This is a genomic window from Streptomyces sp. NPDC022910 (assembly GCF_055561075.1).
In genome coordinates, this window is the sequence record NZ_JBVHHL010000016.1 from 106,037 (window position 1) to 132,915 (window position 26,879).

Annotated in this window: 25 protein-coding genes and 2 pseudogenes; 14 read left to right on the forward strand and 13 right to left on the reverse strand. The window is 71.2% G+C overall.

What is annotated here, in order from left to right; all coding sequences use genetic code 11:
• The first annotated feature begins 24 nt into the window (after positions 1–24).
• Complete coding sequence (locus ACZ3TS_RS17935) at positions 25–396, forward strand: ArsR/SmtB family transcription factor (protein ID WP_467618825.1); 372 nt, start codon at positions 25–27, stop codon at positions 394–396.
• A 291-nt stretch (positions 397–687) separates the two neighbouring features.
• Here ACZ3TS_RS17935 and ACZ3TS_RS17940 read toward each other — a convergent pair whose 3' ends face one another.
• Genes ACZ3TS_RS17940 through ACZ3TS_RS17950 form a run of 3 tightly spaced genes read right to left on the reverse strand, consistent with a single transcriptional unit; the run spans position 688 to position 3,317 of the window.
• On the reverse strand, positions 688–1,821 hold the full coding sequence (locus ACZ3TS_RS17940) for an MFS transporter (RefSeq protein WP_467618914.1): 1,134 nt from the start codon (positions 1,819–1,821) through the stop codon (positions 688–690).
• 38 nt (positions 1,822–1,859) lie between these two features.
• Positions 1,860–2,432, reverse strand: coding sequence for a Chromate resistance protein ChrB (locus ACZ3TS_RS17945; protein ID WP_467618828.1), 573 nt, complete (start codon positions 2,430–2,432; stop codon positions 1,860–1,862).
• A gap of 48 nt (positions 2,433–2,480) precedes the next feature.
• Positions 2,481–3,317, reverse strand: coding sequence for an undecaprenyl-diphosphate phosphatase (locus tag ACZ3TS_RS17950; RefSeq protein ID WP_467618830.1), 837 nt, complete (start codon positions 3,315–3,317; stop codon positions 2,481–2,483).
• Positions 3,318–3,404: 87 nt separating this feature from the next.
• On the opposite strand from ACZ3TS_RS17950, the gene ACZ3TS_RS17955 reads away from it, so the two are divergent.
• A complete protein-coding gene (locus ACZ3TS_RS17955; protein WP_467618832.1) occupies positions 3,405–3,815 on the forward strand; it encodes a BlaI/MecI/CopY family transcriptional regulator in 411 nt (136 codons plus the stop codon).
• Positions 3,816–3,829: 14 nt separating this feature from the next.
• Positions 3,830–4,789: a M56 family metallopeptidase gene (locus tag ACZ3TS_RS17960; protein ID WP_467618833.1), complete on the forward strand. Its 960-nt coding sequence runs from the start codon at positions 3,830–3,832 to the stop codon at positions 4,787–4,789.
• Between the two features lie 289 nt (positions 4,790–5,078).
• On the opposite strand, the pseudogene ACZ3TS_RS17965 reads toward ACZ3TS_RS17960, so the two are convergent.
• Positions 5,079–5,198: pseudogene (locus ACZ3TS_RS17965) on the reverse strand (site-specific integrase); the annotation flags it as partial.
• A gap of 417 nt (positions 5,199–5,615) precedes the next feature.
• The gene (locus tag ACZ3TS_RS17970) at positions 5,616–6,632 is read right to left on the reverse strand and encodes a Dyp-type peroxidase (protein ID WP_467618836.1); all 1,017 of its coding nucleotides are present in this window, start codon (positions 6,630–6,632) and stop codon (positions 5,616–5,618) included.
• Between the two features lie 493 nt (positions 6,633–7,125).
• Here ACZ3TS_RS17970 and ACZ3TS_RS17975 point away from each other — a divergent pair, with 493 nt between their 5' ends.
• The 3 genes from ACZ3TS_RS17975 to ACZ3TS_RS17985 all read left to right on the forward strand — a co-directional run bounded on the left by ACZ3TS_RS17975 (position 7,126) and on the right by ACZ3TS_RS17985 (position 10,149).
• Positions 7,126–8,556, forward strand: a complete 1,431-nt coding sequence (locus ACZ3TS_RS17975) for a DUF2252 domain-containing protein (RefSeq protein ID WP_467618837.1) — start codon at positions 7,126–7,128, stop codon at positions 8,554–8,556.
• A 151-nt stretch (positions 8,557–8,707) separates the two neighbouring features.
• Complete coding sequence (locus tag ACZ3TS_RS17980; RefSeq protein ID WP_467618839.1) at positions 8,708–9,658, forward strand: J domain-containing protein; 951 nt, start codon at positions 8,708–8,710, stop codon at positions 9,656–9,658.
• A 161-nt stretch (positions 9,659–9,819) separates the two neighbouring features.
• Entirely contained in the window at positions 9,820–10,149 is a 330-nt protein-coding gene (locus ACZ3TS_RS17985) for a rhodanese-like domain-containing protein (protein ID WP_467618916.1), read from the forward strand.
• Positions 10,150–10,225: 76 nt separating this feature from the next.
• Here the strand turns inward: ACZ3TS_RS17985 and ACZ3TS_RS17990 are convergent, their stop codons facing one another.
• The 6 genes from ACZ3TS_RS17990 to paaA all read right to left on the reverse strand — a co-directional run bounded on the left by ACZ3TS_RS17990 (position 10,226) and on the right by paaA (position 15,147).
• On the reverse strand, positions 10,226–11,365 hold the full coding sequence (locus ACZ3TS_RS17990) for an acyl-CoA dehydrogenase family protein (RefSeq protein ID WP_467618842.1): 1,140 nt from the start codon (positions 11,363–11,365) through the stop codon (positions 10,226–10,228).
• Positions 11,366–11,512: 147 nt separating this feature from the next.
• The gene (locus ACZ3TS_RS17995; protein ID WP_467618844.1) at positions 11,513–12,577 is read right to left on the reverse strand and encodes a 2Fe-2S iron-sulfur cluster-binding protein; all 1,065 of its coding nucleotides are present in this window, start codon (positions 12,575–12,577) and stop codon (positions 11,513–11,515) included.
• Complete coding sequence (gene paaD, locus ACZ3TS_RS18000) at positions 12,577–13,155, reverse strand: 1,2-phenylacetyl-CoA epoxidase subunit PaaD (RefSeq protein ID WP_467618846.1); 579 nt, start codon at positions 13,153–13,155, stop codon at positions 12,577–12,579. The genes ACZ3TS_RS17995 and paaD overlap by 1 nt, the downstream gene beginning before the upstream one ends.
• Positions 13,149–13,868, reverse strand: coding sequence for a 1,2-phenylacetyl-CoA epoxidase subunit PaaC (gene paaC / locus ACZ3TS_RS18005; protein ID WP_467618848.1), 720 nt, complete (start codon positions 13,866–13,868; stop codon positions 13,149–13,151). The genes paaD and paaC overlap by 7 nt, the downstream gene beginning before the upstream one ends.
• Positions 13,865–14,152, reverse strand: coding sequence for a 1,2-phenylacetyl-CoA epoxidase subunit PaaB (gene paaB / locus ACZ3TS_RS18010; RefSeq protein WP_073944895.1), 288 nt, complete (start codon positions 14,150–14,152; stop codon positions 13,865–13,867). Before paaB ends, paaC begins: the two co-directional genes overlap by 4 nt.
• Positions 14,149–15,147, reverse strand: coding sequence for a 1,2-phenylacetyl-CoA epoxidase subunit PaaA (gene paaA / locus ACZ3TS_RS18015; RefSeq protein ID WP_467618851.1), 999 nt, complete (start codon positions 15,145–15,147; stop codon positions 14,149–14,151). Before paaA ends, paaB begins: the two co-directional genes overlap by 4 nt.
• Before the next feature lie 289 nt (positions 15,148–15,436).
• On the opposite strand from paaA, the gene ACZ3TS_RS18020 reads away from it, so the two are divergent.
• The 3 genes and pseudogenes from ACZ3TS_RS18020 to ACZ3TS_RS18030 all read left to right on the forward strand — a co-directional run bounded on the left by ACZ3TS_RS18020 (position 15,437) and on the right by ACZ3TS_RS18030 (position 18,519).
• On the forward strand, positions 15,437–16,318 hold the full coding sequence (locus tag ACZ3TS_RS18020; protein WP_467618853.1) for a DUF5819 family protein: 882 nt from the start codon (positions 15,437–15,439) through the stop codon (positions 16,316–16,318).
• 988 nt (positions 16,319–17,306) lie between these two features.
• A pseudogene (locus ACZ3TS_RS18025) lies at positions 17,307–17,726 on the forward strand (hypothetical protein); the annotation flags it as partial.
• A 22-nt stretch (positions 17,727–17,748) separates the two neighbouring features.
• Positions 17,749–18,519: a TrmH family RNA methyltransferase gene (locus ACZ3TS_RS18030; RefSeq protein ID WP_467618855.1), complete on the forward strand. Its 771-nt coding sequence runs from the start codon at positions 17,749–17,751 to the stop codon at positions 18,517–18,519.
• A gap of 7 nt (positions 18,520–18,526) precedes the next feature.
• On the opposite strand, the gene paaN is transcribed toward ACZ3TS_RS18030, so the two are convergent.
• On the reverse strand, positions 18,527–20,218 hold the full coding sequence (gene paaN / locus ACZ3TS_RS18035) for a phenylacetic acid degradation protein PaaN (protein ID WP_467618857.1): 1,692 nt from the start codon (positions 20,216–20,218) through the stop codon (positions 18,527–18,529).
• A 149-nt stretch (positions 20,219–20,367) separates the two neighbouring features.
• Here paaN and ACZ3TS_RS18040 point away from each other — a divergent pair, with 149 nt between their 5' ends.
• Together ACZ3TS_RS18040 and ACZ3TS_RS18045 are read left to right on the forward strand one after the other, a co-directional pair.
• Entirely contained in the window at positions 20,368–21,882 is a 1,515-nt protein-coding gene (locus ACZ3TS_RS18040; protein WP_467618859.1) for a 3-hydroxyacyl-CoA dehydrogenase, read from the forward strand.
• Positions 21,879–22,469, forward strand: a complete 591-nt coding sequence (locus ACZ3TS_RS18045) for a TetR/AcrR family transcriptional regulator (RefSeq protein WP_467618861.1) — start codon at positions 21,879–21,881, stop codon at positions 22,467–22,469. Before ACZ3TS_RS18040 ends, ACZ3TS_RS18045 begins: the two co-directional genes overlap by 4 nt.
• A gap of 23 nt (positions 22,470–22,492) precedes the next feature.
• Here ACZ3TS_RS18045 and ACZ3TS_RS18050 read toward each other — a convergent pair whose 3' ends face one another.
• The gene (locus ACZ3TS_RS18050) at positions 22,493–22,978 is read right to left on the reverse strand and encodes an Lrp/AsnC family transcriptional regulator (protein WP_467618917.1); all 486 of its coding nucleotides are present in this window, start codon (positions 22,976–22,978) and stop codon (positions 22,493–22,495) included.
• Between the two features lie 189 nt (positions 22,979–23,167).
• On the opposite strand from ACZ3TS_RS18050, the gene pdhA reads away from it, so the two are divergent.
• Genes pdhA through ACZ3TS_RS18065 form a run of 3 tightly spaced genes read left to right on the forward strand, consistent with a single transcriptional unit; the run spans position 23,168 to position 26,774 of the window.
• Complete coding sequence (pdhA, locus tag ACZ3TS_RS18055; RefSeq protein WP_467618863.1) at positions 23,168–24,313, forward strand: pyruvate dehydrogenase (acetyl-transferring) E1 component subunit alpha; 1,146 nt, start codon at positions 23,168–23,170, stop codon at positions 24,311–24,313.
• Positions 24,310–25,314 (forward strand): alpha-ketoacid dehydrogenase subunit beta, encoded by a 1,005-nt coding sequence (locus ACZ3TS_RS18060; protein ID WP_467618865.1) that lies wholly within the window; start codon positions 24,310–24,312, stop codon positions 25,312–25,314. Before pdhA ends, ACZ3TS_RS18060 begins: the two co-directional genes overlap by 4 nt.
• The gene (locus ACZ3TS_RS18065; RefSeq protein WP_467618866.1) at positions 25,314–26,774 is read left to right on the forward strand and encodes a dihydrolipoamide acetyltransferase family protein; all 1,461 of its coding nucleotides are present in this window, start codon (positions 25,314–25,316) and stop codon (positions 26,772–26,774) included. Before ACZ3TS_RS18060 ends, ACZ3TS_RS18065 begins: the two co-directional genes overlap by 1 nt.
• Positions 26,775–26,879: the final 105 nt, after the last annotated feature.

Consider the following 26,879-nt stretch of genomic DNA (forward strand, 5'->3'; position numbering starts at 1 on the left):
GTTCATGTCCGTAGGATAGTGGGCATGGGCCACGGAGCTGACGCCGATACCACCGCCACCGCACGAGACCGCTTGGAGTCCGTTGGTGCCGCTGATGTGGCGACCACCCTTCAGGCCCTGGCCACGCCTTCGCGGCTGAGGATTCTGGCCCGACTGCAGGAGGATCCGTGCGCGGCTACGGAACTGGCCGACGCGGTCGGGATGGAACAGTCCGCCTGTTCGCACCAGCTGCGTCTGCTGCGCAACCTCGGCCTGGTCACCGGTGAGCGTCAGGGCCGGTCGGTCGTCTATGCGCTCTACGACAACTACGTGGCCGAACTCCTGGATCAGGCCCTTTACCACGTCGAGCACCTACGGCTTGGGCTGCGGGACATGCCCGCGACCGTGGTCGGTTGAGGGGCCGGGGCCGGGCACCGACGGCACAACTGCCGTTCATGGCGGCGAGTCGGGCGGGCTGAGCTCTTTGGCGCGACGGTCCGAGGCGGGCGCCTGAGCCTGTCGGTGACCGACGAGGGCCCTGGTTCCCGGCCGAGTTCCTCCCGCATGCCTTCGACCGCTTCACCCGCGCCGAGTCCAGCCGCACCACGCCCGGCACCGGCCTCGGCCTGGTCGCCGCGGTCGCCGCCTCCCACGACGGCACCGCAGGCGCCGAGAACACCTCGCCCGGCGCCGCCGTCACCCTCGACATCAGCTGCTGAGACGACGGCGTACGAGTCCAATGACCGGACCGACGGCGATCAGCAGGGCCAGGGTCGCGAACCCGTGGGTGAGGGTGGTCGCCGTGGCCACGACGGCGACGAGCAACGGGCCGCCCGCGTCGCCGAGTTCACGGCCGAGTTCGGCGGCGCCCATGGTCTGGCCGAGGCGCTCGGCGGGAGTGGACGCGGCGAGGGCGGCGAAGCCGAGCGGGGTGATCAGGCCGGTGCCGAAGCCGATCAGGGCGGCGCCGGTCAGGGTGCCGACCAGGCCGGGCCGCATGGCGCAGCCTAGTCCGGCAGCCGTCAGCAGCAGTCCGGCGGTGAGGCCGGAGCGGGTGGTGAGGCGGCCCATGTCCAGGGCGCGTCCGGCCCGTGGCTGAACGACGGCCGCGCAGGCGGCGAGCACCGACACGGCGGCGCCGGTGGCCACCGTGCCCATCCCGGCCACCCTGCCCGAGACGGGGAGGAAGCCCACGCCGACCGAGAGGGCGGCGGTCGCCGCGGCCAGTGCCGCGGTCGGGGCGAGGAAGGCGGGGTCGGCCAGCCGCCGGGCGAGGTCGAGCACCGTCTGCCGGGCCTTGGGCAGCGGCGGTACGACGGGCACGGCGAGCGCCGCCCATACGGCGACCGCCGCGCCGAGCACCGCCAGGACTGTGAACAGCAGCCGCAGGCCACCGGCCCACACCAGCACTCCGCCGAGCAGCGGGCCGAGGGTATAGCCGATCGATTTGTAGAAGCCGTAACTGCCAAACGCCCGGCCGTGTTTCGCGGTCGGATTGAGGCGGGCGACCAGCGCGGAGGCGGAGGGCGAGAACGCGGAGGCCGCGGCGCCCTGGCCGAGGCGGGCGGCCCAGAGCCAGCCCGGGCTGTCCGCCAGGGCATAGAGCGCGGAGGCGGCGGCGAAGGCGACGAGGCCGCCGAGCAGCACGGGCCGGGCGCCGATGCGGTCGGCGAGGGTGCCGAACAGCGGCTTCAGTAACACCTCGGCGCCGTCGTAGAGCGCGAGCAGGCCGCCGAGCACCATCAGCGAGGTGACGGCGTCCGTAGTGTGGCCGCCGAGGTTGGCGGCGATGCCGTGCGCGCCGAAGGCGGTGGTGAACCCGGCCGCGTACAGCGGCCACATCTGCCTGGCCGGAGCCGCCTGCGCAGTCGTAGACGTACTCACTGATCCTGCTCCGGGGTCTGGTGCAGGGCAGCGAAGACGCGTTCCGCGTAGTCCTCGCAGGCGGCGGTGCACTGTTTGAGACGTTCGGCGGCTTTCGCCGCTTCCGGTGCGCCGAACACGTCCCGCGCGGTCAGGTCGCGGTGCCAGCGCCGCAGCCGTTCCAGCGACTGCTCCTCTTCCTCCAGCTCGGCCAGGGTGAACTTGGCGATGCGGATCTCCTTGGCCAGCTCGGCCTCGAACTTGCCGCAGTCGGCGAGGAACTCGGCCCAGTCCGCGGACCGGGCGGCGGTGAACAGTGCCTGGAACCGGGTGGCGTCTTCGGTACTGCGCCCGGACGCGTTCAGGGTCACCGCCTGGCCGTCTGCCTGTCCGGTGAGTTCTAGCGCGCGGGCGACGCCGTCCGCGAAGACAGGCACGTCGGGTACGGCCCAGATGCCCTGGCCGAGCGAGAGCGCGCCGATCCTGCGCAGCTCGCGCCAGACCGCGACCCGGTGCCGCGAGGGCTCCGCGGGGAGCTTGATCACAAGGACGAGCCAGCGGCTCCCGGGTTCCGTGTTCGCATTCGTCACGCCATAGAACGTAGCACGCGTTACATTTCATGGCGTACAGAGTTGAGGTCAGGCGGTGAGCGCTCCAGTCGCCAGAAGGCCCAGCAGCCCCACTCCGACGATGATCCGGTAGATCACGAAGGCGTTGAAGGAGTGCTTGGCGACGAACTTCAGCAGCCAGGCGATGGAGGCGTAGGCCACCACGAACGAGACGGCGGTGCCGACGGCCAGAGGGGCAGCGCCGACCCCGGCGCCCACGGCGTCCTTCAGCTCGTAGAGGCCGGCTCCGGTGAGGGCGGGGATGCCGAGGAAGAAGGAGAGGCGGGTGGCGGCGACGCGGTCGAGGTCGAGGATGAGCGCGGTGGACATGGTGGCGCCGGAGCGCGAGAAGCCGGGGAAGAGCAGGGCGAGGATCTGCGAGCAGCCGACCAGCATCGCGTCCTTGAACGTGGTGTCGTCCTCGCCGCGCTTGTGGCGGCCCATCTGGTCCGCCGCCCACATCACGCCGGACCCGACGATCAGCGACCCGGCCACCACCCAGAGCGAACCGAGCGGGCCCTCGACGAGCTTCTTGGCGGCCAGGCCGACGACGACGATCGGGATGGTGGCGTATATGACCCACCAGGCGAACTTGTAGTCGTGGTGATATCGCTCCTCGCGGTTGGTCAGCCCGCGCCCCCAGGCGGTGACGATGCGCGTGATGTCCTTGAAGAAGTAGACGAGTACGGCGGCGATCGCGCCGACCTGGATGACGGCGGTGAAGCCGACCACCGAGGTGTCGTCGACCGGGATGCGCATGAGCCCCTCGGTGATCTTCAGGTGGCCCGTGGAGGAGACGGGCAGGAACTCGGTCACCCCCTCGACGACTCCGAGGACGACGGCCTGGCCGATGCTGATGGCGCTCATGTGGGACCCATCTGTGTGGCACACTCGGGGCACGGATGCTTTTACACGGGAGTAGAACTCCTACACGGGTGTAGAAGATAGAGGGCGATGCGGGAGAACGACAAACTCATGGGAGCCGATGCACAGGGGCGGGGTCCGAAACGGGCGAACGGCGCCCGGGAGACCGAGCTCCTCGACCTCCTCCAGCGGGCCGGGACCGCGCTGACCCCGGGCGAGGTGACCGAACTCCTCGGCGGCGAGCTGGCGTACAGCAGCGTGGTGACGATCCTGACCCGCATGCACACCAAGGGCCTGCTCACCCGCACCCCGCGCGGAAGGGCCTACGCCTACGCCCCGGTCACCGACGACGCCGGCTTCGCCGCCCGCCGCATGCGCACCGTCCTGGAGGAGCGGCCCGACCGCGAGGCCGTGCTCGCCCGCTTCGCCGACGGTCTGTCCGACACGGATGCCGACCTGCTGCGCCAACTGCTCGACCCCGAGCAGGAATTCAACCGGTAGGAGGCGACATACGGATGCGGATCGCCGTCTATCTGCCGCTGCTGCTCTCGTTGATCGCCCCGTTCGGGGCTCGGCCGCTGTCCGAGCGATGCGAACCCCGTCTGGCCACCTGGCTGCTGACCGCCTCGGCGCTCGTCCTGGGCGCGGCGAGCACGGTCTCCCTCGGTTTGCTGGCCGTCACCGGCCTGATCCGCGTCCCGCAGCTGGCCGGCCTCGGCCACTGGTCGGCGTACACCGCGCAGCACCACGACCCCGCCCAGCTCTCCGTCGCCCTGATCGCCGGCCTGCTCTTGGGCAGCGCTGTGCTCACCGCCGCCCGCATGGTCTGGCGCCGGGCCCGCACGCTGGCCGCGGCAACGCTGGACGCCGCGTGCATGCCCACCCGCGACGGCCTCGTGATCGTCGATGACGAGGCAGCCGACGCCTACGCGCTGCCCGGGCTGCCCGGCCGGGTCGTCGTCTCCACCGGCATGCTCCACACGCTCGACGATTCCGAGCACGGCATCCTGCTCGCCCACGAACGCGCCCACCTGACCGCCCACCATTACGCCTTCGTCGCTCTCGCCCAGCTCGGCGCCTCCGCCAACCCGCTTCTGCGCCCGCTCGCCACCGCCGTCACCTACACCATCGAGCGCTGGGCCGACGAGAACGCGGTCACCACCACCGGCGACCGCACCCAGGTCGCCCGCACCGTCGGCAAGGCGGCCCTCGCCGCCCACCGCGCACCGGCCTTGGCCCGCGCCGCCGGCGCCGCTTTCGGCATCCTCGGCATGCGTGGCCTCCGTAGCCGCCGCGGTCCACTCACCGGAGCGGGCCCAGTACCCCGCCGTGTCGCCGCGCTCCTCGCCCCGCCCCTGGGACGCCACCCCGCTCTCACTGCCGCGACCGCATCCGTCCTCGTGGCCGCGATGTTCGCCACCGCCGAAGCCACCCACGACCTCCATCTCCTGCTGGAGAAGGTCGGCGCCTGGTAGCGACCTTCGTTCTCCCACGGCGACGCCAAACGCGCTGATGCAGCAGGTCAGCTGCCCGCCATGCGTGAACGATGCGTGAGCGGACGGCTCAGCAACGGTGAGTGTGCTCCCCCACCGGGACTCCTAAAACGGGTGTCGCAGGTTCGAATCCTGCCGGGGCACACGACTAGGGTCCAGGTCAGGAGGGGTTTTCTCCCAGGCTGGCCCATTGCCGTGTTCGGCTCCGTGCCACTCGCGTGCCACTAAGTCCGCATGGAGTCCACATCCTCCCGGACTCGGGTGGGTCTTCCCCGTCCTTGCGGATCATCGCGCCGAGGCGGTCGGCAATGGCCCGATCACGGCCACTGGTCATGTGCTGATAGATCAGCGCGGCCCACGAGCTGCCGTGCCCCATCCGGGTTATCAGCTCCTCATGGTCACCGGCGTCGCCGACGTCTACGCCCACTACGCGGGCCTCAGCGCCGTGGTGCGCGAGGACAGGCCATCTGCCTGACCTGACCGGGACCCCGTGTGACGTGCACGGCGGGAAACGATCAGTGTCTTCGCGGGAAACCAGCTCGGCTCGGTCTGCTTAGCTGCTGACCAGCGCATTCCGTCGGTTCCCCACCATGAGAAACCGATGAAACGGGTCTCTGCCAGTGACGAAAGTCCTGGAGGGGCCCGTTTCTCGTTGTGCAACCTGCCGGATGTGAGACAGCGCACGGCTCGGGGAGATGACCGTCAGGACCCCGATACGTGAGGTATCTCACGGTGGGTCTCCGCTTGTTCGCCGTGGCGGAGTCCGCACTGCCCCTCGGATCACCGATCCCGAGGGTCCGCCCGGCGCTCACTCCTGTCCAAGGGCCACCGCGCCGGTCTCCGTGCGTGAGGTGCCGGACTCGGACTCGTTTACCGCCGGCGGGTCGGGAAGGTCGTCGAGGAAGTCGCTGGTGGGCACGTAGAACAGCGATCCGGTGACCGCGGTGGAGAAGTCCAGCATCCGGTCATGGGACGCCGGAGGTGCGCCGAGGAACATACGCTCCAGCATCCTCTCGGTGACCGCGGGAGTGCGCGCGTATCCGATGAAGTAGGTGCCGAACTCGCCCTTGCCGACGGTGCCGAAGGGCATGTTGTCGCGCAGGATCTCGTGCTTCGTGCCGTCCGGATCCTCGATCGTCGTCAGGGCGACATGCGAGTCGGCCGGTTTCACCTCGTCGTCCAGTTCCACGTCGGAGAGCTTCCGACGCCCGATCGCCCGCTCCTGCTCCTCCACCGGAAGGGCGTTCCAGGCCTGGAGATCGTGGAGGTACTTCTGCACGATCACATAACTTCCGCCCGCGAAGAGCGGGTCCTCGTCGCCGATCAGCACGGCCGCGTTCGCCGCCGGCCCCACCGGGTTCTCCGTGCCGTCGACGAAGCCGAGCAGGTCCCGTACGTCGAAGTACTTGAATCCATGCACCTCATCACGCACCGTCACGGCACCACGGAGACGCTCCATGATCTCGGCGGCCAGCGCGAAGCACAGGTCCACTCGCGCGGCCCGGATATGGAAGAGCAGATCACCGGGCGTGGACACCGCGCGGTGCACGGGCCCGCTCAACTCGCGGAAGGGGTGCAGCTCCGCCGGGCGCGGCCCCGAGAACAGGCGATCCCATCCCTCGGATCCGATGCCCGCGACACAGCTCAGCTTGCCTTTGGGCGTGGCACGGAAGCCGACGGCCCGCTGCAGCCCGTTCAGATCGGACAGCAACGCGCGGACGGCTTGCTCGCCTCCTGGATCCACGGTCGTCACCAGAAAGATCGCGGCAGCGGTCAACGGGGACAGCACCGACTGGGGGACCGGCTCCTGAGAGCGTTGGGCCACGGGCCTTTCACCTCTCCCGGGTCACGAGCGGGGGATGCGTGCGGACGCCTGGGGGCCAGGGACCTTGAGCCGCCGCCTGCCGCAGCCTTGAGCCGCCGCCCGCCCCTCCAGAACTGCACACCGGCCCGACTTCTCACGATGCGTCCGGCGTTGTGGGAAGACGGAGTTGTGGGATGACGGAAAACGTTCCCTCACTCTAGGGCGGCCCCAACCCGCCCGCCACCGCGGAACCACACGGCAGTTGCAGCGCCGTTCACCTGATCCGCTGCGCGGGCGTCAGCGGGAGTTCGGCCCGGATGGTCTTGCCGCGGAGGTGGACCGGTGGGGATCCGTAGCGGAGCGCGCTGGTGAGACCGCACGGGGATCCTCCCGAACAGGGATTTCCACACCTGTCGAGTTGTCCACAGGGTCTGACGCCTCCCGCCCGCCGCCTGTACGGTCATCCGCAGTTGATGTTCGTACGGCTGCATGAGCAACGGGGGAGGCGGTCGGTGTGACCGAGGTCGGTACGGAGGTCGGGGCGGCGGTGCCGCGGCAGGCGGGCAGGATCTCCGCGGTGCGTGGCTTCGCACGGTGGCCGGTTCAGGGCTCTCCCAAGGAGGAGAGCAAGGCCCTGCGCGCCCGGGTGCGGCGACGGGCGCACGCCGAGTTGGTGGTGGACGCCGACCGCCCCGACGCGGTCACCGCGGTGGAGGAGTCCAACAGAGGGCGGATCCCCGAGCTCACGCCGATACGCGTCGGCAGAATGGCGGCCTCCCCCTTCGCCTTCCTGCGCGGCTCGGCCGGCCTCATGGCGTACGACCTCGCGCGCACCCCGACGACCGGCATCGGCGCCCAGATCTGCGGCGACGCACACGCGGCGAACTTCGGTCTGTACGGCGACGCACGCGGCGGCCTGGTCATCGACCTGAACGACTTCGACGAGACGGTGCACGGCCCCTGGGAGTGGGACCTCAAGCGCCTCGCCACGTCGCTGGTCCTCGCCGGCCGCGAGGCGGGGGCCGACGAGGACAGATGCCGGGAGGCGGCGCACGACGCCGTGGGCGCCTACCGGCACACCATGCGCCTGCTGGCCAGACTCCCCGTCCTGGACGCGTGGAACGCGATCGCCGACGAGGAACTGGTCTCCCACACGGACGCCCATGACCTGCTCGGCACGCTGGAGCGGGTCTCGGAGAAGGCACGGAACAACACCAGCGGCCGGTTCGCGGCGAAGTCCACGGAACCGGTCGTGGGAGGCGGTCGCCGCTTCGTGGACGCGCCGCCGGTGCTACGCCGCATACCGGACGCGGAGGCGGCGGCGGTCGCGGCATCGCTGGAAAAGTATCTGACGACGCTGTCCGAGGACCGCCTTCCGCTCCTGGCCCGGTACGCGGTGCACGACGTGGCGTTCCGCGTGGTCGGCACGGGCAGCGTGGGCACACGCTCGTACGTGGTGCTGCTCCTCGACCACCGTGGCGAACCGCTGATCCTCCAGGTCAAGGAGGCACGTCCGTCCGCCCTGCTCCCCCATCTGGCCACGGCCGGCCACCCGGTGCCGGAGGTGGAGCACGAGGGCCGCAGGGTCGTCCTCGGCCAGAAGCGCATGCAGGTCGTCAGCGACATCCTGCTGGGCTGGACGTCGGTCGACGGACGGCCCTACCAGGTACGGCAGTTCCGCAACCGCAAGGGCAGCGTCGACCCCACGGCGCTGGCCGCCGACCAGGTCGACGACTACGCCCGCATGACCGGAGCACTGCTGGCCCGCGCCCACACGCACAGCGCCGACCCACGCCTGATCTCGGCCTACTGCGGCAAGAACGAGGAGCTGGACGAGGCGATGGCCGCGTTCGCCGTGTCGTACGCGGACCGCACGGAGGCGGATCACGCGGAGCTGGTGGCGGCGGTGCGTGGTGGGCGGGTTGTGGGGGAGATGGGGGTCTGAGGGGGTGGGGAGGGAGGGGGCGGGGGGAGGGGGGCGGGGGGAGGCCCCCGGAATACGCCGACGTGCCTCGAGGCCTTCCCCTTCCCCGACGCCACCCAGCACCGTGCCCGACCCGGAGAACGCTGCCGCCGACGTGTCTTACGCTGGTCCGGTGACGACGCCCGAAGCCGAGCAGAGCGAGCCCCTGTCCGCTGCCGAGGAACCGGTTGCCGAGGGCGCCGGTTCCGGTGAGGGCCCGGACACGGGTGTGGACGGCGCCGGGTCCGGTCAGGGCGCGGACACCGGAGTGGACGCCACCGGGGCCGGGGACGGCGCCGTGGGTGGGGCGCGGCCCGAGGAGCGGCTGGAGCGGGCCGTGCGGGCTGCCGAACAGGCGTTGATCGAGTACGAGATCGCCGTGGAGACCTTCCGCGTCGAGGTCGAGAACTTCTCGCGGCTGCACCACCAGAAGCTGGGGCCGATGTACACGCGCCTCGACGAACTGGAGGCGGAGATCGCTGAGGCGCGGGCCGCCCGCACCGGTGACCCCGAGGACATACGCCGCGCCCAGGAGGCACGCGCCCGGGTCATGCCGATGCCGGGCGTCGAGGAACTGTTCCACGGCTGGCTGGACTCGGAGGAAGGGCTGTTCCCGGAGGCGCAGGCCATGCTGACGGACCGGCCCGTACGGCCGCCTCAGCGCGTCCGCCCCAGCGAGGAGGCCCGCAAGCTCTACCGCGAGCTCGTCCGCAAAGCCCACCCCGACCTCGCCGAAGACGAGGACGAGCGCAAGCGGCGCGACGCGTTCATCACCCGGGTCAATGCCGCCTACGCCCGCGGTGACGAGGCCCAGCTGAGGGAGCTGTCCGAGGAGTGGGCCGCCGGCCCCGTCCCGGAGGAACGCAGGCCGAGCCCCGGCGAGGAGCTCTACGCCCGCCTCGAATGGCTCGCGCAGCGCAAGGAACTGCTCACGCTCATGGCCCGGGAGCTGGAGGAGAGCGCGATCGGCTCGCTGCTCCGGCTTGCCCCCGACGACCCCGACGGTCTCCTGGACGACATCGCGGAACAGTTGCTGGCCCAGGTGGCGGAGAAGGAAGCCGAACTGCAGGCGCTGCGCGGCTGAGCCGGTCCGGTCGGCGACGGCGGCGGTCTTCGTGAGGGCGTTGCTGATCTCCGGGTGTCCGGTACACCGCGTAAGTTCGACGCTGACAGCCCTGTCGATCGGGGCCGAGGCACGTCGGCGCTCTCGTCGGGTAGCGTCGGAGTATGCATTTCGGAGCTGGTGTGCCCACGGTCGAGGTCGCGGACCTCAAGGACGGCGACTTCCTGCTGGACGTCCGCGAGGACGACGAGTGGCAGGCGGGTCACGCCGAGGGGGCGCTGCACATCCCCCTGAGTGAGTTCGTCGCACGGTACGGCGAGTTCACGGGGGCGGCGCCGCAGGACGGGCGGGTCCATGTGATCTGCCGTTCCGGTGGCCGTTCGGCCCAGGTCGCGATGTACCTGGTCCAGCAGGGCATCGACGCGGTGAACGTGGACGGCGGCATGCAGGTCTGGGCGGCCGCGGGCCGCTCCGTCGTGGACGTCAAGGGCGAGCCCGGCTTCGTGCTGTAGTCCAGGCCCGGGGCCTACCCCCCGAGCGGTCCGTCCGCTCGCCCCAGTGCATGCGCCCCGTCTCAGGTGAGGCGCCTCATCCCAGTGGATGCGCCGCCAGTAGGTCGCCCAGTGCCTCCTCGTGTGCCGCCGCCGGGCCGAGCGAGAGTTCGAGGTGCTTGGCCCAGGCGTGGTAGCGGTGCAGGGGGTAGTCGGTGTCGGCGCCGAAGCCTCCGTGCAGATGCTGCGCCGTCTGCACCACCCGGCGTACGCCCTCTGACGCCCAGATCTTCGCCACCGCCACATCTCCGGCCGCCGGCAGCGCACCCGCCGCCCCGGAGCCGATGCGCCACGCGGCCCGCCAGAGCGTGGCCTCCATGGCACGCAGGTCGATGTACCGGTCGGCTGCTTGCACGGCGACCGCCTGGAACGTGGCGACCGGGTGGCCGAACTGCTCCCGCTTGCCGGTGTACTCGCTTGTCATCCCCAGTACGCCTTCGCCGAGACCGAGCGCGAGCGCGCACGTCCCGGTGGCGAGCAGCAGGCGCAGCCACTCCCAGGCTCCCTCGGCCTCGAGTACGTACCGCCCCGGGATGCGAGCTGACTCGAGCCGCAGTTCTGCGAGCCGTTCCCCGTTGGTGGAGAATTGTTCGGCAAGGACGACGCCCTCGTGCGCTCGGGCTACCAGCGCGAGGACGGCGCGGCCCGAGTCGTCGGTGTGGGCCGGTACGAGGATGTTGTCGGCGTTGTATGCCCAGGGCACCGCCGTCTGCATTCCGTCCAGCACCCAGGTGTCGTCTCCGTCCCGCCGTGCGATCACCGCTAGTTCGGCCGGGTCGTGCCCGGTACGGCCGTGCGCGGCGACCGTGAGTACCTTTTCTCCCCGGCCAGCGCGCGTGAGCAGTTCCTCCTTCAACTCGGGGCTGCCGTAGGCCTGTACGGTTGTGGCCACGGCGGTGTTCTCCAGCAGCGGGGTGCGTGCCAGTACCTTCGCCGACTCCCGAAGCAGCAGGCAGAGGGCGATCGTGTCGAGGCCGGCCCCGCCGTATTCGGGGTCCAGGAGCAGGCTCAGCAGGTCGGCGTCCGCGAGCCGCGCCCACAGTGCACGGTCGAAGTCGTCGGCGATGGCTCCCGTGGTCAGTGCGGGACTGGGCACACCGTCCGGCGCGACCCCGGCGAACACGGCCTTTGCCGCTTCGACTGCCGCCTGCTGCTCCTCGCTGAAGGTGAAGTCCACGGCCTGTCCTCCTGGCGGATCCGCTGATCTGACGGGGCGTCAAGATAGAACAGGTTCCAGAAGAAGGGAACGGCCGGTGGACGCGTGCACGGACAAAGACACCGTCAGCCGGTACCCGTCAGTGGCTACCCGCCGGCCGCCCCGCGCTCACCGGTCGAAGTCCAGCTCCACGGTCTCCGTGACCGGATGCGACTGGCATGCCAGCACATACCCCGCGTCCGTCTCCTCCGGTTCCAGCGCGAAGTTACGGTCCATGCGCACCTCGCCCGAGACGAGGAAGGCCCGGCAGGTTCCGCACACTCCGCCCTTGCACGCATAGGGTGCGTCGGGACGGTTGCGCAGCACCGTCTCCAGCAGCGACTCGCCGTCCTGGACGGGCCAGGTTCCGCCGCGTCCGTCGAGCCGCGCGGTCACCGTGCTGTGTGCGGGAGCCGGTGTGGACGGCCCGGCCAGGGCTCCGTCGTCCACATGGAAGATCTCCTCGTGGATGCGCGTCCGCGCCACTCCGAGACCGCGCAGCGCCCGCTCCGCCGACTGCACCAGCCCGAAGGGTCCGCACAGGAACCAGCCCGCGACCTTCTCCACCGAAAGCAGCGCCGGCAGCAGGCCGGACAGCCGCTCCTGATCGAGCCGCCCGGACGGCAGCCCCGCCTGCTGTTCCTCCCGGGAGAGCACCGTGACCAGCTGGAACCGCTCAGGAAAGCGGTCCTTGAGGTCGGCGACCTCCTCCAGGAACATCGTCGAGGCGGATGTCCGGTCGCTGCGTATGAGGCAGAACCGCGCCTGCTGCTCCCGCGCCAGCAGCGTCGTGACGATCGACAGAACCGGTGTGATCCCGCTGCCACCGGCCACTGCGGCGTACAGACCGGGTGCGGGTTCCAGCGTGAACCGTCCCGCCGGTGTCATCACCTGCAGCTCGTCGCCGACGGCGATCTCCTTGAGCGCGTACGGGGAGAAGGCGCCGCCCTCGACCAGCCGCACCCCGACCCGCAGCGTGCTCGGACCCTCGCCGTCCGGTGCCGGTGCGGAGGAGCAGATCGAGTACGTGCGCCGGATCTCCGTGCCGTCGACGATGCGGCGCAGGGCCAGGTGCTGGCCGGGCGTGTGCCGGTACTCCTCGCGCAGTGCGGGCGGCACGGTGAAGGTCAGGGCAACGGAGTCCTCGGTGAGCCGGTCCACCGCGGCCACCGGGAGCGGGTGGAAGCGGGCCATCACAACTCCTTGAAGTGGTCGAACGGCTCGCGGCAGGCCAGGCAGCGGCGCAGCGCCTTGCACGCGGTGGACGAGAAACGGCTCAGCAGCTCGGTCTCGGCGGAACCGCAGACGGGGCAGCGTACGGGGCCGTCCGGCCGGAGTGAGCCGGCGGCCGTGTGCGCCGCGTGCGGTGCGCGGGAGTCGGTGACCGTTCGCGTGGCGCCCAGTTGTACGGTGACCGGGCCGGTGGCCTCCCCGTGTCGTACGCGTGGGGGCGCTATCCCGAACTCCCGCAGCTTGCGGCGGCCCTCCTCGGTGATGTCGTCCGTCGACCAGGCGGGGGCGAGCACCGTACGCACGACGACGTCCCGGACGCCGTGCTCGTGCAGGACCCGCTGTATGTCGAGGGACATCGCCTCGAGAGCGGGGCACCCCGTGTAGGTGGGGGTCAGCTCGACCTCCACTGTGTCCGCGCCGCGCACATGGACCGCCCGCAGAACGCCCAGTTCCTCCAGGGTGAGCACGGGCAGCTCCGGGTCGGGGACGGAGCCCGCGAGCCGACGCAGTTCCTCTTCGAGGGCCGTGGTCGTCACCATGACGCCCCCGGGTGGCTGCGGTGCAGATGCTGCATTTCGGCGAGCATCCGCCCGAAGGGTTCGGTGTGCAGGCCCTGCCGCCCGGCGCCCGCGGTCCACGCCCCGGACTGCGGTCCCTCGGGAAGGTCCAGGGTGGCCCGGCGCAGGACGTCGCCCACCGACTCCAGCCAGGTCGCCTTCACGCCCGTCCAGTCGATGTCCACGCCCTCGACGGGCTGGAACATCTCCCCTGTGAACCGCCACAGCGCCTCGCAGGCGTGGCGCATCCGCTCATGGCTGATGTCCGTGCCGTCGCCGAGGCGCAGGGTCCACTGTTCGGCGTGGTCCTGGTGGTAGGCGACCTCCTTGACCGCCTTGGCCGCCAGTTCGGAGAACTCGCTGTCCCCGGAGGCCAGCTGGGTGTAGAGGAGCCGCTGGTAGGTGGAGAAGTACAGCTGGCGGGCGATGGTGTGCGCGAAGTCGCCGTTGGGCTGTTCCACGAGTTGCAGATTGCGGAAGGCGCGCTCCTCGCGGAGGTATGCCAGCTCGTCCTCGTCGCCCACCATCGACAGCAGCACGCGGGCCTGCCCGAGCAGGTCGAGAGCGATGTTGGCGAGGGCGACGTCCTCCTCGAGCACCGGTGCGTGGCCGGCCCACTCCCCCAGGCGGTGCGAGAGCACCAGGGTGTCGTCGCCGAGGGCCAGGGCGGCCGCGGTGTGCACGGTGACGGTCACAGGTGCTTCACTCCTTCCGGGATCTCGTAGAACGTCGGGTGCCGGTACGGCTTGTCGGCGGCCGGCTCGAAGAACGGGTCCTTCTCGTCGGGTGAGGACGCCGTGATGGCGGACGACGGGACGACCCAGATGGAGACGCCTTCGCCGCGCCGTGTGTAGAGGTCGCGTGCGTTGCGCAGGGCGAGCTCCGCGTCCGGGGCGTGCAGGCTGCCGGCGTGGGTGTGCGAGAGGCCGCGGCGGGAGCGCACGAAGACCTCCCACAGGGGCCAGTCGGTGTTCGTCATGCTCGCGTCGCTCCCGTCGCGCCGTTGTGTTTCGCCGCGTGGGCCGCGGCCGCCTCCCGTACCCATGCGCCCTCGTCGTGCGCCCGTCGGCGCTGTGTGATCCGCTGCTCGTTGCAGGGGCCGTTGCCCTTGAGGACCTCCCAGAACTCCGTCCAGTCGATCGGGCCGAAGTCGTAGTGCCCCCGCTCCTCGTTCCACTCGAGCTCCGGGTCGGGGAGTGTGAGACCCAGCGACTCCACTTGCGGGACGCAGATGTCCACGAAGCGCTGGCGCAGTTCGTCGTTCGAGTGCCGCTTGATCTTCCAGGCCATCGACTGCGCGGAGTGCGCCGACTCGTCGTCTGGCGGGCCGAACATCATCAGGGACGGCCACCACCAGCGGTCCACCGCGTCCTGCGCCATCGCGTGCTGCTCCGGCGTGCCCCGGCTGAGGGTGAGCAGTAGCTCGTATCCCTGGCGCTGGTGGAAGGACTCCTCCTTGCAGATGCGGACCATCGCGCGCGCGTACGGGCCGTAGGAGCAGCGGCACAGGGGCACCTGGTTGGTGATCGCGGCGCCGTCCACGAGCCAGCCGATGGCGCCGACGTCCGCCCAGGTCAGCGTGGGGTAGTTGAAGATCGACGAGTACTTCTGACGGCCCGTGTGCAGTTTGTCGAGCAGGTCGTCGCGGCTTGTGCCGAGCGTTTCCGCCGCGCTGTACAGGTACAGCCCGTGTCCCGCCTCGTCCTGGACCTTGGCCATCAGGATCGCCTTGCGGCGCAGCGAGGGGGCGCGCGTGATCCAGTTGGCCTCCGGCTGCATGCCGATGATCTCGGAGTGCGCGTGCTGTGCGATCTGCCGGACCAGGGTGGCGCGGTAGGCGTCGGGCATCCAGTCGCGTGGCTCGATGCGCTCGTCAGCGGCGACGGCGGCGTCGAAAACGGCCGCGTACGCCGTGTCGTCGGCCTCGGCTGTGCCGCCCGCGCGGGCCGTCCGGTGGGCTGCTGCTGTCGCCATGCGATCCCCTCGACCACTCCGTCTCCCGACCGATCGTTCGGTCCGTTCGGTTCAATGGTGGGCCGAGGCGCCGTAGGGTGTCAACCGCTGTGGACAACCTCCGGGGCCGCCGTTGGCCCGCTGTGTCCATTGGGCTGTGCGGGGCGGGCGGGCCTGAGTACCGTTCCGGTCCGTATGCCGCGCAGTGCTGCGAACGGGTGACGCGGCCCACGGCGCAGAAGCAGGCGATGGACCGGCCCGACGGCACGACGCGGCACCGGGGCACGCGAAGCTCAGGAGACGGGGCGGGATGGACGCGCACGACGAGGGACCGGACGCCCGGCGGGAGCAGCCGGGCGGTTCCGACGACCCGGTGTCCCACCTGCCCGAGGGCACCGCCACGGACGTGTCCGAGGATCCCTCGCCGACGGAGGCCACGGAGCCACCGAACACGGGCGGCCCGGCTACGGACGCGTCGGCCCTGCCCGGGCCCGTGCCCCCCGGCGCTCCCGCCGACCCCGGCGACGCGGAGCCGGCGGCTGTCCGCACGGGCATGGCCGCTCTCTCCCTCCGCTACCAGATCGCCGCCGCACTGGCGCTCGCGGTCGTCGCCGTCGCCGCCTCCGTGCATCTCGGGATGGTGTTCCTGCACGTCGCGCCCGCCAACACCGTCACCAAGAAGCACGGCAAGGCGATCGACGAATGGGTCTACCCCGAGTTCGAACAGAACTGGAAGCTGTTCGCGCCCAACCCGCTGCAGCAGAACATCGACATCCAGGTCCGCGCCGAGGTGCGCACCGGTGACGGCGGCGAGCGGACGACGGGCTGGTACGACCTGTCCGCCCTCGACGGCGCCGCCATCAAGGGCAATCCGCTGCCGAGCCACACCCAGCAGAACGAACTGCGCCGCGCCTGGGACTTCTACGTCGCCTCGCACGACGCCGAGAACCGTCCCTCGGGCCTGCGCGGCGCCCTGTCCGAGGACTATCTGCGCCGCCTGGTCGCGCTGCGGCTGCGCCAGGAGCATGCGTCCGGTCGCGGGGAGAGTGTCGACCGCGTGCAGGTCCGCTCACGCACGACCAATGTGCCGCCCCCGCAGTGGAGCGACGAGCAGATCCCGACCACGCCCGCCTACCGTGAGCTGCCCTGGTGGTCGCTTCGGGACGCCGAGCGGACGGGGGTGAGCGCCTGATGAACCGGTTCGCCCTGTGCGTCGCGCGTGGCGTCGGCCGCGTCACGGAAGCCGCCCTCGGCCCCTACCAGACCGCCGTTGTCCGTATCGGCTTCGCCGCCACCTGGCTGCTGTTCCTGCTGCGCGAGTTCCCCCACCGTCAGGAGATGTACGGACCCGACGGAGCGTGGAGCTGGGACCTGGCCCAGCAGCTCATCACGAACAACCACGCCTTCACGATTCTGATGTGGTCCGACAGCCAGGCGTGGTTCGAGACCGTGTACGCCCTCGCCGTGCTCTCGAGCGCCCTGCTGCTGGTCGGCTGGCGAACCCGCACGATGTCCGTGCTGTTCATGGTCGGCGTGCTCTCGCTGCAGAACCGCAACGTCTTCATGGGCGACGGCGGCGACAACGTCATCCACCTGATGGCGATCTACCTGGTGTTCACGCGCTGCGGGCAGGTGTGGTCGCTGGACGAGCGGCGCGTCCGGCGCGCCCGTGCCGCACGCGCGCGTGGCGAGCGGCCGGTGCCGGACCGGACGGGACCCGCCCTGTGGGGTGTGCTCGGTTTCGCGCTGGCCCTGGCCACGGGCGCGGGCCGGATCGGCGTCGACTGGCTCATCGTGTTCTGGGTGCTGTGGGCCGTGCAGGGCCTGTGGTGGTACGTCGGCCGGCGCGCCCCGTTCTCGGAGCCGCGCATCCTGCTGGATGTCGTCGCCAACCTCGTCCACAACGCGGCCCTGCTCGTGATCATGGCCGAGGCGTGTCTGATCTACTCGACCGCCGGCTGGTACAAGATCCAGGGCTCCCGCTGGCAGGACGGCACGGCGGTGTACTACCCGCTCCACCTCGACTACTTCTCGCCCTGGCCCGCCCTGTCCGACCTGCTGTCCTCGCACGGCGCGATGGTGCTGCTGGTGACCTACGGAACGGTCGCCGCGCAGGTCGCCTTTCCGTTCACCCTGCTCAACCGGCGTGTGAAGAACGTCCTTCTGGCGTTCATGATGACCGAGCACGCGGTGATCGCCGTGGTCCTCGGACTGCCGTTCTTCTCGCTCGCGATGATCGCCGCCGACTCCGTGTTCCTGCCGACGTCCTTCCTGCGGCGGCTGGGCGCTTGGGCGGCACGTGCGCGTGGACGGCTCGTACCGAGCGGCGCCCGCCCTGCGCTGCCCGGCCCGCGCGGGGAGCGGCCCCCGACCGAAGAGACGGCCGAGCACAGGCATGCGAACTCGACGGTGTGAGGCGCCCAGCGGGCTGTCCGGCCGAGCCGGAGATCGGCCTGACCACCCTGGAGGAGACCGTCGACCGCGCCGCGGTGAAGTACGACCGCGACGGCGACCAGCACTACGACGTGGCGAGCGCCCTGATCAAGTCCATCCGAGGCTCGGACGTCGACGCCGCACTGCACTATCTGGCCCGGATGATCGCGCCGCACGTAGGCTGCACGCATGACGGATCCGCTCCGCAGCACCACCGATCCGCTGAGCACCTGGCGGGGGCTGGCCGGCGCCTCCGTCCTGCTCGACGGGTTCCACGCGCTGAAGCACGCCGTGCGCTTCCACGCGCGCGTGCCGGTGGCCGTCACCACCGACCGGCGGGCGGCGCTCGCCCTGGCCGACGAGCTCGCCCCCGACGTGCGCGACACGCTGGACGCGCTCCTGACGGAGGTTCCCGAGGACACCTACCGGGCCCTCGTACCGCGTCCCCACCCCACGGGTGTCGCCGCTCTCGCCGTGCGCCCCTCGCGCGAGGCCAACCTGGAGACGCTTCGGCGTACGCCCCGCCCCGCACCCGTCGTCGTCCTCGACAATCCTCGCAACCTGGGCAACGCGGGCGCGGTGATCCGGCTGGCGGCCGGCTTCGGCGTGACCGGGGTGGTCACGACCGGCACGCTCGACCCCTGGCACCCCACGGTGGTCCGCGGTGGGGCGGGACTGCACTTCGCGACCGCCGTGGAGCGGCTGTCCGTGGCCGAGCTGCCGCCCGGCCCGCTCTTCGCGCTGGACCCGGAGGGCGACGACATCCGCGCACTGAAGCTCCCCGACGACGCCGTGCTCGCGTTCGGCTCCGAGCGCACCGGTCTGTCCGCCCAGCTACGCGCCCGCACGGACCACTTGGTGTCCCTGCCGATGCGCCCCCAGGTTTCCAGCTACAACCTCGCGACCAGCGTGGCCATGACGCTGTACCACTGGAGCGCCACCGGGGGTGCACCCTCCTGAGACGGTCCTACGCCTCCCGGCGCACCTCCACCACACGGAAGCGGTTCGCCACGAACGCCCCGTCGCACAGCGCCCCGTTGGCCGCCGGGTTGCCGCCCGAGCCGTGGAAGTCGGAGAAGGCGGCCGTCTGGTTGACGTACACACCGCCGGTCAGGTTGAGCGAGAGCTGGGCGCACTCCTCCAGGCAGGCCTCCTCGATGTTCCGCTCGACCTCCTCCGAGGTGGTGTGGGCGCCGACGGTCATCGCGCCCTTGTCCCTGATGGTCCGCCGCAGCAGTTCCACCGCGTCCGCGGCCGAGTCCACCGCCACCGCGAAGGAGACCGGGCCGAAGCACTCGCTCATGTAGGCGGCCTCCGCGTCCGGCTTGGCGCCGTCGAGCTTCACGATCACCGGCGTGCGGACGACCGCCCCCGGGAACTCGGGGTTGGCGATCTCCCGGGAGGCCAGGGCGACCTCGCCGAGCCCGGCCGCCGCCTCCAGTCGGGCCTTGACGTCGGGGTTCACGATCGCGCCGAGCAGCGCGTTCGCCCGGGCGTCATCGCCCAGCAGGCCGTCGATGGACTGCGCGAGATCGGCGACGACCTCGTCGTACGACTTCGGGCCCTCGTCGCTGCTGATGCCGTCCCGAGGGATCAGCAGGTTCTGCGGGGTGGTGCACATCTGACCGCTGTACAGCGACAGGGAGAACGCGAGGTTCGACAGCATCCCCTTGTAGTCGTCCGTCGACTCCACGATCACGGTGTTGACGCCGGCCTTCTCCGTGTAGACCTGCGCCTGGCGGGCGTTGTTCTCCAGCCAGTCGCCGAACGCCGTGGAGCCCGTGTAGTCGATGATCCGGATCTCCGGACGCACGGCCAGCGTCTTGGCGATGCCCTCGCCGGGGCGCTCGGCGGCCAGCGCGACCAGGTTCGGGTCGAAGCCCGCCTCGGCGAGCACCTGACGGGCCACCTGCACCGTGAGCGCGAGCGGCAGCACCGCGCGCGGGTGGGGCTTGACCAGGACCGCGTTTCCGGTGGCCAGGGACGCGAACAGGCCCGGATAGCCGTTCCACGTCGGGAAGGTGTTGCAGCCGATGACCAGTGCGATGCCGCGCGGGACGGGCCGATACGTCTTGGTGAGTGCCAGCGGTTCGCGCTTGCCCTGGGGCTTGGTCCACTCCGCCGTGTCCGGTGTGCGGACCTGCTCCCCGTATGCGTACGCCACCGCTTCCAGGCCGCGGTCCTGCGCGTGGGGGCCGCCCGCCTGGAACGCCATCATGAAGGCCTGGCCGCTGGTGTGCATGACCGCGTGCGCGAACTCGTGCGTCCGGTCGCTGATCCGCTTGAGGATCTCCAGGCACACCAACGCGCGCACCTCCGCGCCCGCGTCGCGCCACGCCCGCTGGCCCGCGCGCATGGCGGGCAGCAGCACGTCGATGTCGGCGTGGGGGTAGGTGATTCCCAAATCGATTCCGTACGGCGAGACTTCGCCGCCCGTCCAGTCGTCCGTGCCGGGCTGGCCGAGGTCGAGGCGGGTGCCCATGAGGGCGTCGAAGGCGGCCTTGCCCGCCCCGGCGTCCAAGCTGCCCCCCTCGCCGTAGGCCTTGGGGTGCTCGGGGTGCGGGGACCAGTACGCGCGTGTGCGGATCGCTTCGAGCGCCTGGTCGAGGGTGGGCCGGTGCTGGGCGATCAGCTGGTGCGCGGTGAGTTCGGCGGCCATGCGGGACCAACCTCCTCGTCTCTCGAGCTCGTCCTTGAGCTCATGACCTGGGCAGGAACAGGCGGACAGAGTTAGAGTAACCGAACGATCGGTCGGGACAAGGGGGACCGCCGCATCTGTGGAAAACCCCGTGCGGGAGGATCGCGCACATGACAGCACTCGACCTCAGCAGCCCCGTGGCCGTCGTGGGTACCGGCACCATGGGCCAGGGCATCGCCCAGGTCGCGCTGGTCGCGGGACACCCCGTGCGGCTGTACGACGCCGTCCCCGGCCGCGCGCGCGAGGCGGCCGCCGCGATCGGAGCCCGCCTCGACCGGCTCGTCGAGAAGGACCGGCTCACCGGAGCCGAGCGGGACGCGGCCCGCGCCCGTCTGCTGCCCGCCGAGGGCCTGGACGAGCTGGCCGGCTGCTCGCTCGTCGTCGAGGCGGTCCTGGAGCGCCTGGAGGTGAAGCAGCAACTGCTGCGGGAGCTGGAGGGCATCGTCGGTGACGACTGCCTGCTCGCCACCAACACCTCGTCCTTGTCCGTGACCGCCATCGGCGGCGCCCTGCGCAACCCGGGCCGTTTCGTCGGCCTGCACTTCTTCAACCCCGCGCCGCTGATGCCGCTGGTGGAGGTCGTCTCCGGGTTCGCCACCGACGTCACGTCGGCCACGCGTGCGTACGAGACGGCCCGCGCCTGGGGCAAGACCCCGGTCGCCTGCGCGGACACCCCCGGCTTCATCGTCAACCGCATCGCGCGGCCCTACTACGCGGAGGCGTTCGCGGTCTACGAGGCGCAGGCCGCCGACCCCGCCACCATCGACGCGGTCCTGCGCGAGTCCGGCGGCTTCCGGATGGGCGCCTTCGAACTGACCGACCTCATCGGGCAGGACGTCAACGAGTCCGTCACCCGCTCCGTGTGGGAGTCCTTCTTCCAGGACGTTCGCTTCACACCGTCGCTCGCCCAGCGGCGGCTGGTCGAGTCGGGGAGGCTCGGCCGTAAGAGCGGACACGGCTGGTACGACTACGCCGACGGCGCCGAGCGGCCCGAGCCGCACACCGCGGAGAAGGCGCAGCCGCCCGCATACGTGGTCGCCGAGGGCGATCTGGGCCCTGCCTCCGAACTGCTGGCGCTGATCCGCGAGGCGGGTATCGGTGTCCGCGAGGACGAGGAGGACCACGGCACACGGCTGGTCCTGCCCGGTGGCGGTCAGCTGGTCCTCGCCGACGGGCAGACGTCCGTCGAGTTCCGTGACGTCGTCTACTTCGATCTGGCGCTCGACTACCGCCGGGCGACCCGCATCGCCCTGTCGGCCTCCCAGGACACCTCGCCGGGGACGCTCTGCGAGGCCACCGGGCTCTTCCAGGCGCTCGGCAAGGACGTCAGCGTCATCGGGGACGTGCCCGGCATGATCGTCGCCCGTACGGTGGCCCGGATAGTCGACCTGGCGCACGACGCGGTGGCCAAGGGGGTGGCCACGGAGGAGGACATGGACACCGCGATGCGCCTCGGCGTCAACTACCCGCTGGGGCCCTTCGAGTGGAGCCGCCGGCTCGGCCGCAGCTGGGCCTATGACCTCCTTGACGACCTGCACATGCGCGACCCCTGCGGTCGGTACGCGCCATCCCTCGCGCTGTACCGCCACGCGTACGCCTCCGAGAAGCGGGAGGGCACCTCATGACCACCGCCAGGCGCGACACGTACACCCCGGAGAGCCTGCTCTCGGTCGCCGTGCAGGTCTTCAACGAGCGCGGCTACGACGGCACCTCCATGGAGCACCTCTCCAAGGCGGCGGGCATCTCCAAGTCGTCGATCTACCACCACGTGGCGGGCAAGGAGGAACTGCTGCGCCGCGCCGTCAGCCGGGCGCTGGACGGCCTGTTCGGGATCCTCGGCGAGGAGCACGCGCGCGTGGGGCGTGCCGTGGAGCGGCTGGAGTACGTCGTACGGCGCATGGTCGAGGTGCTCACCGCGGAACTGCCGTACGTGACGCTGCTGTTGCGCGTACGCGGCAACACCGGCACCGAGCGGTGGGCGCTGGAGCGACGCCGCGAGTTCGACCACCGGGTCGCCGAGCTGCTCAAGGCCGCGGCCACCGACGGGGACGTGCGCGACGACGTGGAGGTGCGGCTCGCTACACGGCTCGTCTTCGGAATGATCAACTCGGTCGTGGAGTGGTACCGGCCCGACGGGCGCGGCGTGGGCGAGCGTGAAGTCGCCGACGCGGTCGTGCAGTTGGTCTTCTCGGGGCTGCGCAAGGATCACTGACGCCGGCCGCACGCCCGTCGAGGTCAGCGCTCCGGCTCCAGGTCCTCCTCCTCGAACACCAGCAGTGTGCGCGTGCTGAGCACTTCGGGGATCGCCTGGAGCCGGGTGAGAACCAGTTCGCGCAGCGCCCTGTTGTCGGGCGTGTGCACCAGCAGCAGCACGTCGAAGTCGCCGCCGACGAGGGCGATGTGCGAGGCGCCGGGGAGGATGCGCAGCTGCTCGCGGACCGTGCGCCAGGAGTTCTGCACGATTTTCAGGGTGATGTACGCCGACGTGCCGTGGCCGGCGCGTTCGTGATTGACGCGTGCTCCGAAGCCGCGGATCACGCCGTCCTCGATGAGCCGGTTGATCCGTGCGTAGGCGTTGGCGCGCGAGACGTGGACGCGCTCGGCGACGGCTCGTATGGAGGCGCGGCCGTCCGACTGGAGGATCTGCAGGATGTCCCGGTCGATGGCGTCGAGGGGGCGCGGCAGCGACAGCGCCGGGCCGTGCTCCGGCGGCTCGGCCATTTGTTCAGGTGCCATGTGCCCCCGCCTCTCTACCATGGACGTACTGCGTACATCTCAGGTTGTGGAGAACCGTTTGTCCACAGCCGTGAGGCGCCTGTAGCCAAAATGTGCCGACGACCGAACAATCGGTAGGTGAGGCGCATCACTCCCGTGGCGCGCCTGAAGCCGCTCCCACGAGGAGGTGCCGTCATGACGGTCATGGAGCAGCGGGGCGCCTACCGGCCCACACCGCCGCCCGCCTGGCAGCCCCGTACCGACCCCGCTCCGCTGCTGCCCGACGCACTGCCGTACCGCGTCCTCGGCACCGAGGCCGCCGCCAAGGCCGACCCGGAGCTGCTGCGCCGGCTGTACACACAGGTGGTGCGCGGCCGCCGGTACAACGCACAGGCGACGGCGCTCACCAAGCAGGGCCGCCTGGCCGTCTACCCCTCCAGCACCGGGCAGGAGGCCTGCCAGGTCGCCGCCGCGCTCGTGCTCGAGGAGCGCGACTGGCTCTTCCCCAGCTACCGCGACACGCTCGCGGTCGTCGCCCGCGGCGTCGACCCCGTCGAGACCCTGACCCTGCTGCGCGGCGACTGGCACACCGGCTACGACCCCTACGCGCACCGCGTGGCCCCCCTGTGCACCCCGCTCGCCACCCAGCTGCCGCACGCCGTGGGCCTCGCACACGCCGCGCGCCTGAAGGGCGACGACGTGGTGGCGCTCGCCATGGTCGGCGACGGCGGCACGAGCGAGGGCGACTTCCACGAGGCGATGAACTTCGCCGCCGTCTGGCAGGCACCGGTCGTCTTCCTGGTCCAGAACAACGGCTTCGCGATCTCCGTCCCGCTCGCCAAGCAGACCGCGGCACCCTCCCTGGCCCACAAGGCCGTCGGGTACGGCATGCCCGGCCGCCTGGTCGACGGGAACGACGCGGCCGCCGTGCACGAGGTCCTCAGCGACGCCGTCCGGCACGCGCGCGCGGGCGGCGGTCCCACGCTTGTCGAGGCCGTGACCTACCGCATCGACGCCCACACCAACGCCGACGACGCGACTCGCTACCGCGGCGACGCCGAGGTCGAGGCCTGGCGCGACCACGACCCGGTACTGCTGCTGGAGCGCGAACTGACCGAGCGCGGGCTGCTCGACGAGGACGGGATACGGGCCGCGCGTGAGGACGCCGAGGCGCTGGCGGCGGACCTGCGGGCCCGGATGAACCAGGACCCGGCGCTCGACCCGATGGACCTCTTCGCCCACGTGTACGACCAGCCCACCACCCAGCTCCTCGAGCAGGACACCCAGATGCAGGCGGAGCTGGACGCGGAGGCCGCCGGACCGGAAGGAGCCGGGCGATGACGACCGTTGCCCTCAAACCGGCCACCATGGCGCAGGCCCTCACGCGCGCGTTGCGCGACGCCATGGCGGCCGACCCGTCCGTGCACGTCATGGGCGAGGACGTGGGCACGCTCGGCGGTGTCTTCCGCGTCACCGACGGGCTCGCCAAGGAGTTCGGCGACGACCGCTGCACGGACACACCGCTCGCCGAGGCGGGCATCCTCGGCACGGCCGTCGGCATGGCGATGTACGGTCTCAGGCCCGTCGTGGAGATGCAGTTCGACGCGTTCGCCTACCCGGCGTTCGAGCAGCTGATCAGCCATGTCTCGCGCATGCGCAACCGCACCCGCGGTGCGATGCCGTTGCCCCTCACGATCCGCGTCCCCTACGGAGGAGGCATCGGTGGCGTCGAGCACCACAGCGACTCCTCCGAGGCGTACTACATGGCGACGCCGGGACTTCATGTCGTCACACCCGCCACGGTCGCCGACGCGTACGGACTGCTGCGCGCCGCCATCGCCTCCGACGACCCGGTCGTCTTCCTCGAGCCCAAGCGGCTGTACTGGTCGAAGGACTCCTGGAACCCCGAGCAGCCGGAGGCCGTCGAACCCATAGGCCGTGCGATGGTGCGGCGCCCGGGCCGCAGCGCCACGCTGATCACCTACGGCCCGTCGGTTCCCGTGTGTCTGGAGGCCGCCGAGGCGGCGCGCGCCGACGGCTGGGACCTCGAAGTCGTGGACCTTCGTTCCCTGGTGCCGTTCGACGACGCGACGGTCACCGCCTCCGTGCGCCGAACGGGCCGGGCCGTGGTGGTGCACGAGTCGACCGGCTTCGGCGGGCCGGGCGGGGAGATCGCCGCGCGGGTGACCGAACGCTGCTTCCACTATCTGGAGGCCCCCGTGCTGCGGGTGACCGGGTTCGACATCCCCTATCCGCCGCCGATGCTGGAGCGGCACCATCTGCCGGGCGTCGACCGGATCCTGGACGCCGTCGGGCGTCTGCAGTGGGAGGCGGAGAGCTGATGGCCCAGGTGCTGGAGTTCAGGCTGCCCGACCTCGGGGAGGGGCTGACCGAGGCGGAGATCGTCCGCTGGCTGGTCCAGGTCGGCGACGTCGTCACGGTCGACCAGCCGGTCGTCGAGGTGGAGACGGCCAAGGCGATGGTCGAGGTGCCCTGTCCCTACGGAGGCGTCGTCACCGCCCGCTTCGGCGAGGAGGGTGCGGAACTGCCCGTGGGCGCTCCGTTGTTGACGGTCGCCGTCGGCGCCGTCGCGGAACCGGCCGAGGAGTCCTCCGGGAACGTTCTGGTCGGGTACGGCACGTCGGCGGCGCCCGCGCGCCGCCGCAGGGTGCGGCCGTCTCAGCCCGGCACGTGGCCCACGGACGGAGTAGCCCGGACGGCCCAACCCGGCTCCGGGCAGGCACCGGCCCGGGCGGACCTCGGCCCCACGCCCACCGCCGGGTCCCCGGCGCCCGCGGCCCCGGGCCGGACGCACCGCGCCACCGTCACGGAGCGTCCTGACGGCCCCGTCCCCGTGATCTCCCCGCTCGTCCGCAGGCTCGCCCGCGAGAACGGCGTGGACCTCCGCCAGGTGGCGGGTTCGGGGCCGGACGGGCTGATCCTGCGGGCGGACGTGGAGGACGTCCTCAGGGTCGCGGGGGCCCGTGCGGGAACCACGGCGGCCATGGCTGCCGCGGGAGCGCCCGGGACGCTCGCCACGGCCGGGGCACCGACTCCCGACGTGGTCCCTTACACCCCCGGACCAGGCACGTCCGCCGGCCCGGCGGCCACCGTCGGCACCCGCGTCCCCCTCAAGGGCGTCCGAGGCGCCGTCGCCGACAAGCTCTCCCGCAGCCGGCGCGAGATTCCCGACGCGACCTGCTGGGTCGACGCCGACGCCACGGAGCTCATGCGGGCGCGGGCAGCCATGAACGCGGCCGGCGGCCCGAAGATCTCCCTGCTCGCACTGCTGGCCCGTGTCTGCACCGCCGCGCTCGCCCGGTTCCCCGAGCTCAACTCCACCGTCGACATCGAGGCCCGCGAGATCGTCCGGCTCGACCAGGTGCACCTCGGGTTCGCCGCGCAGACCGACCGGGGGCTCGTCGTTCCCGTCGTGCGGGACGCGCATGCCCGGGACGCCGAGTCGCTGACCGCGGAGTTCGCGCGGCTGACCGAGGCCGCACGCGCCGGAACCCTGACCCCCGGGGAACTCACCGGCGGGACGTTCACCTTGAACAACTACGGAGTGTTCGGCGTCGACGGCTCCACGCCGATCATCAACCACCCCGAGGCAGCCATGCTCGGCGTCGGCCGCATCGTCCCCAAGCCCTGGGTGCACGAGGGCGAACTGGCGGTGCGGCAGGTCGTGCAGCTCTCGCTCACCTTCGACCACCGGGTGTGCGACGGCGGCACGGCGGGCGGCTTCCTGCGGTACGTGGCGGACTGCGTGGAACAGCCGGCGGTGCTGCTGCGCGCCCTCTGAGCAGGGTCCGTGACCGCGGGCCCGTCGAAACTGTGAGCAAGCTCCCGCGCACAGCCGATGTGCGCGGGGGTGGCAATGATCCGTGCGGCGCCCATACTCGGGGGC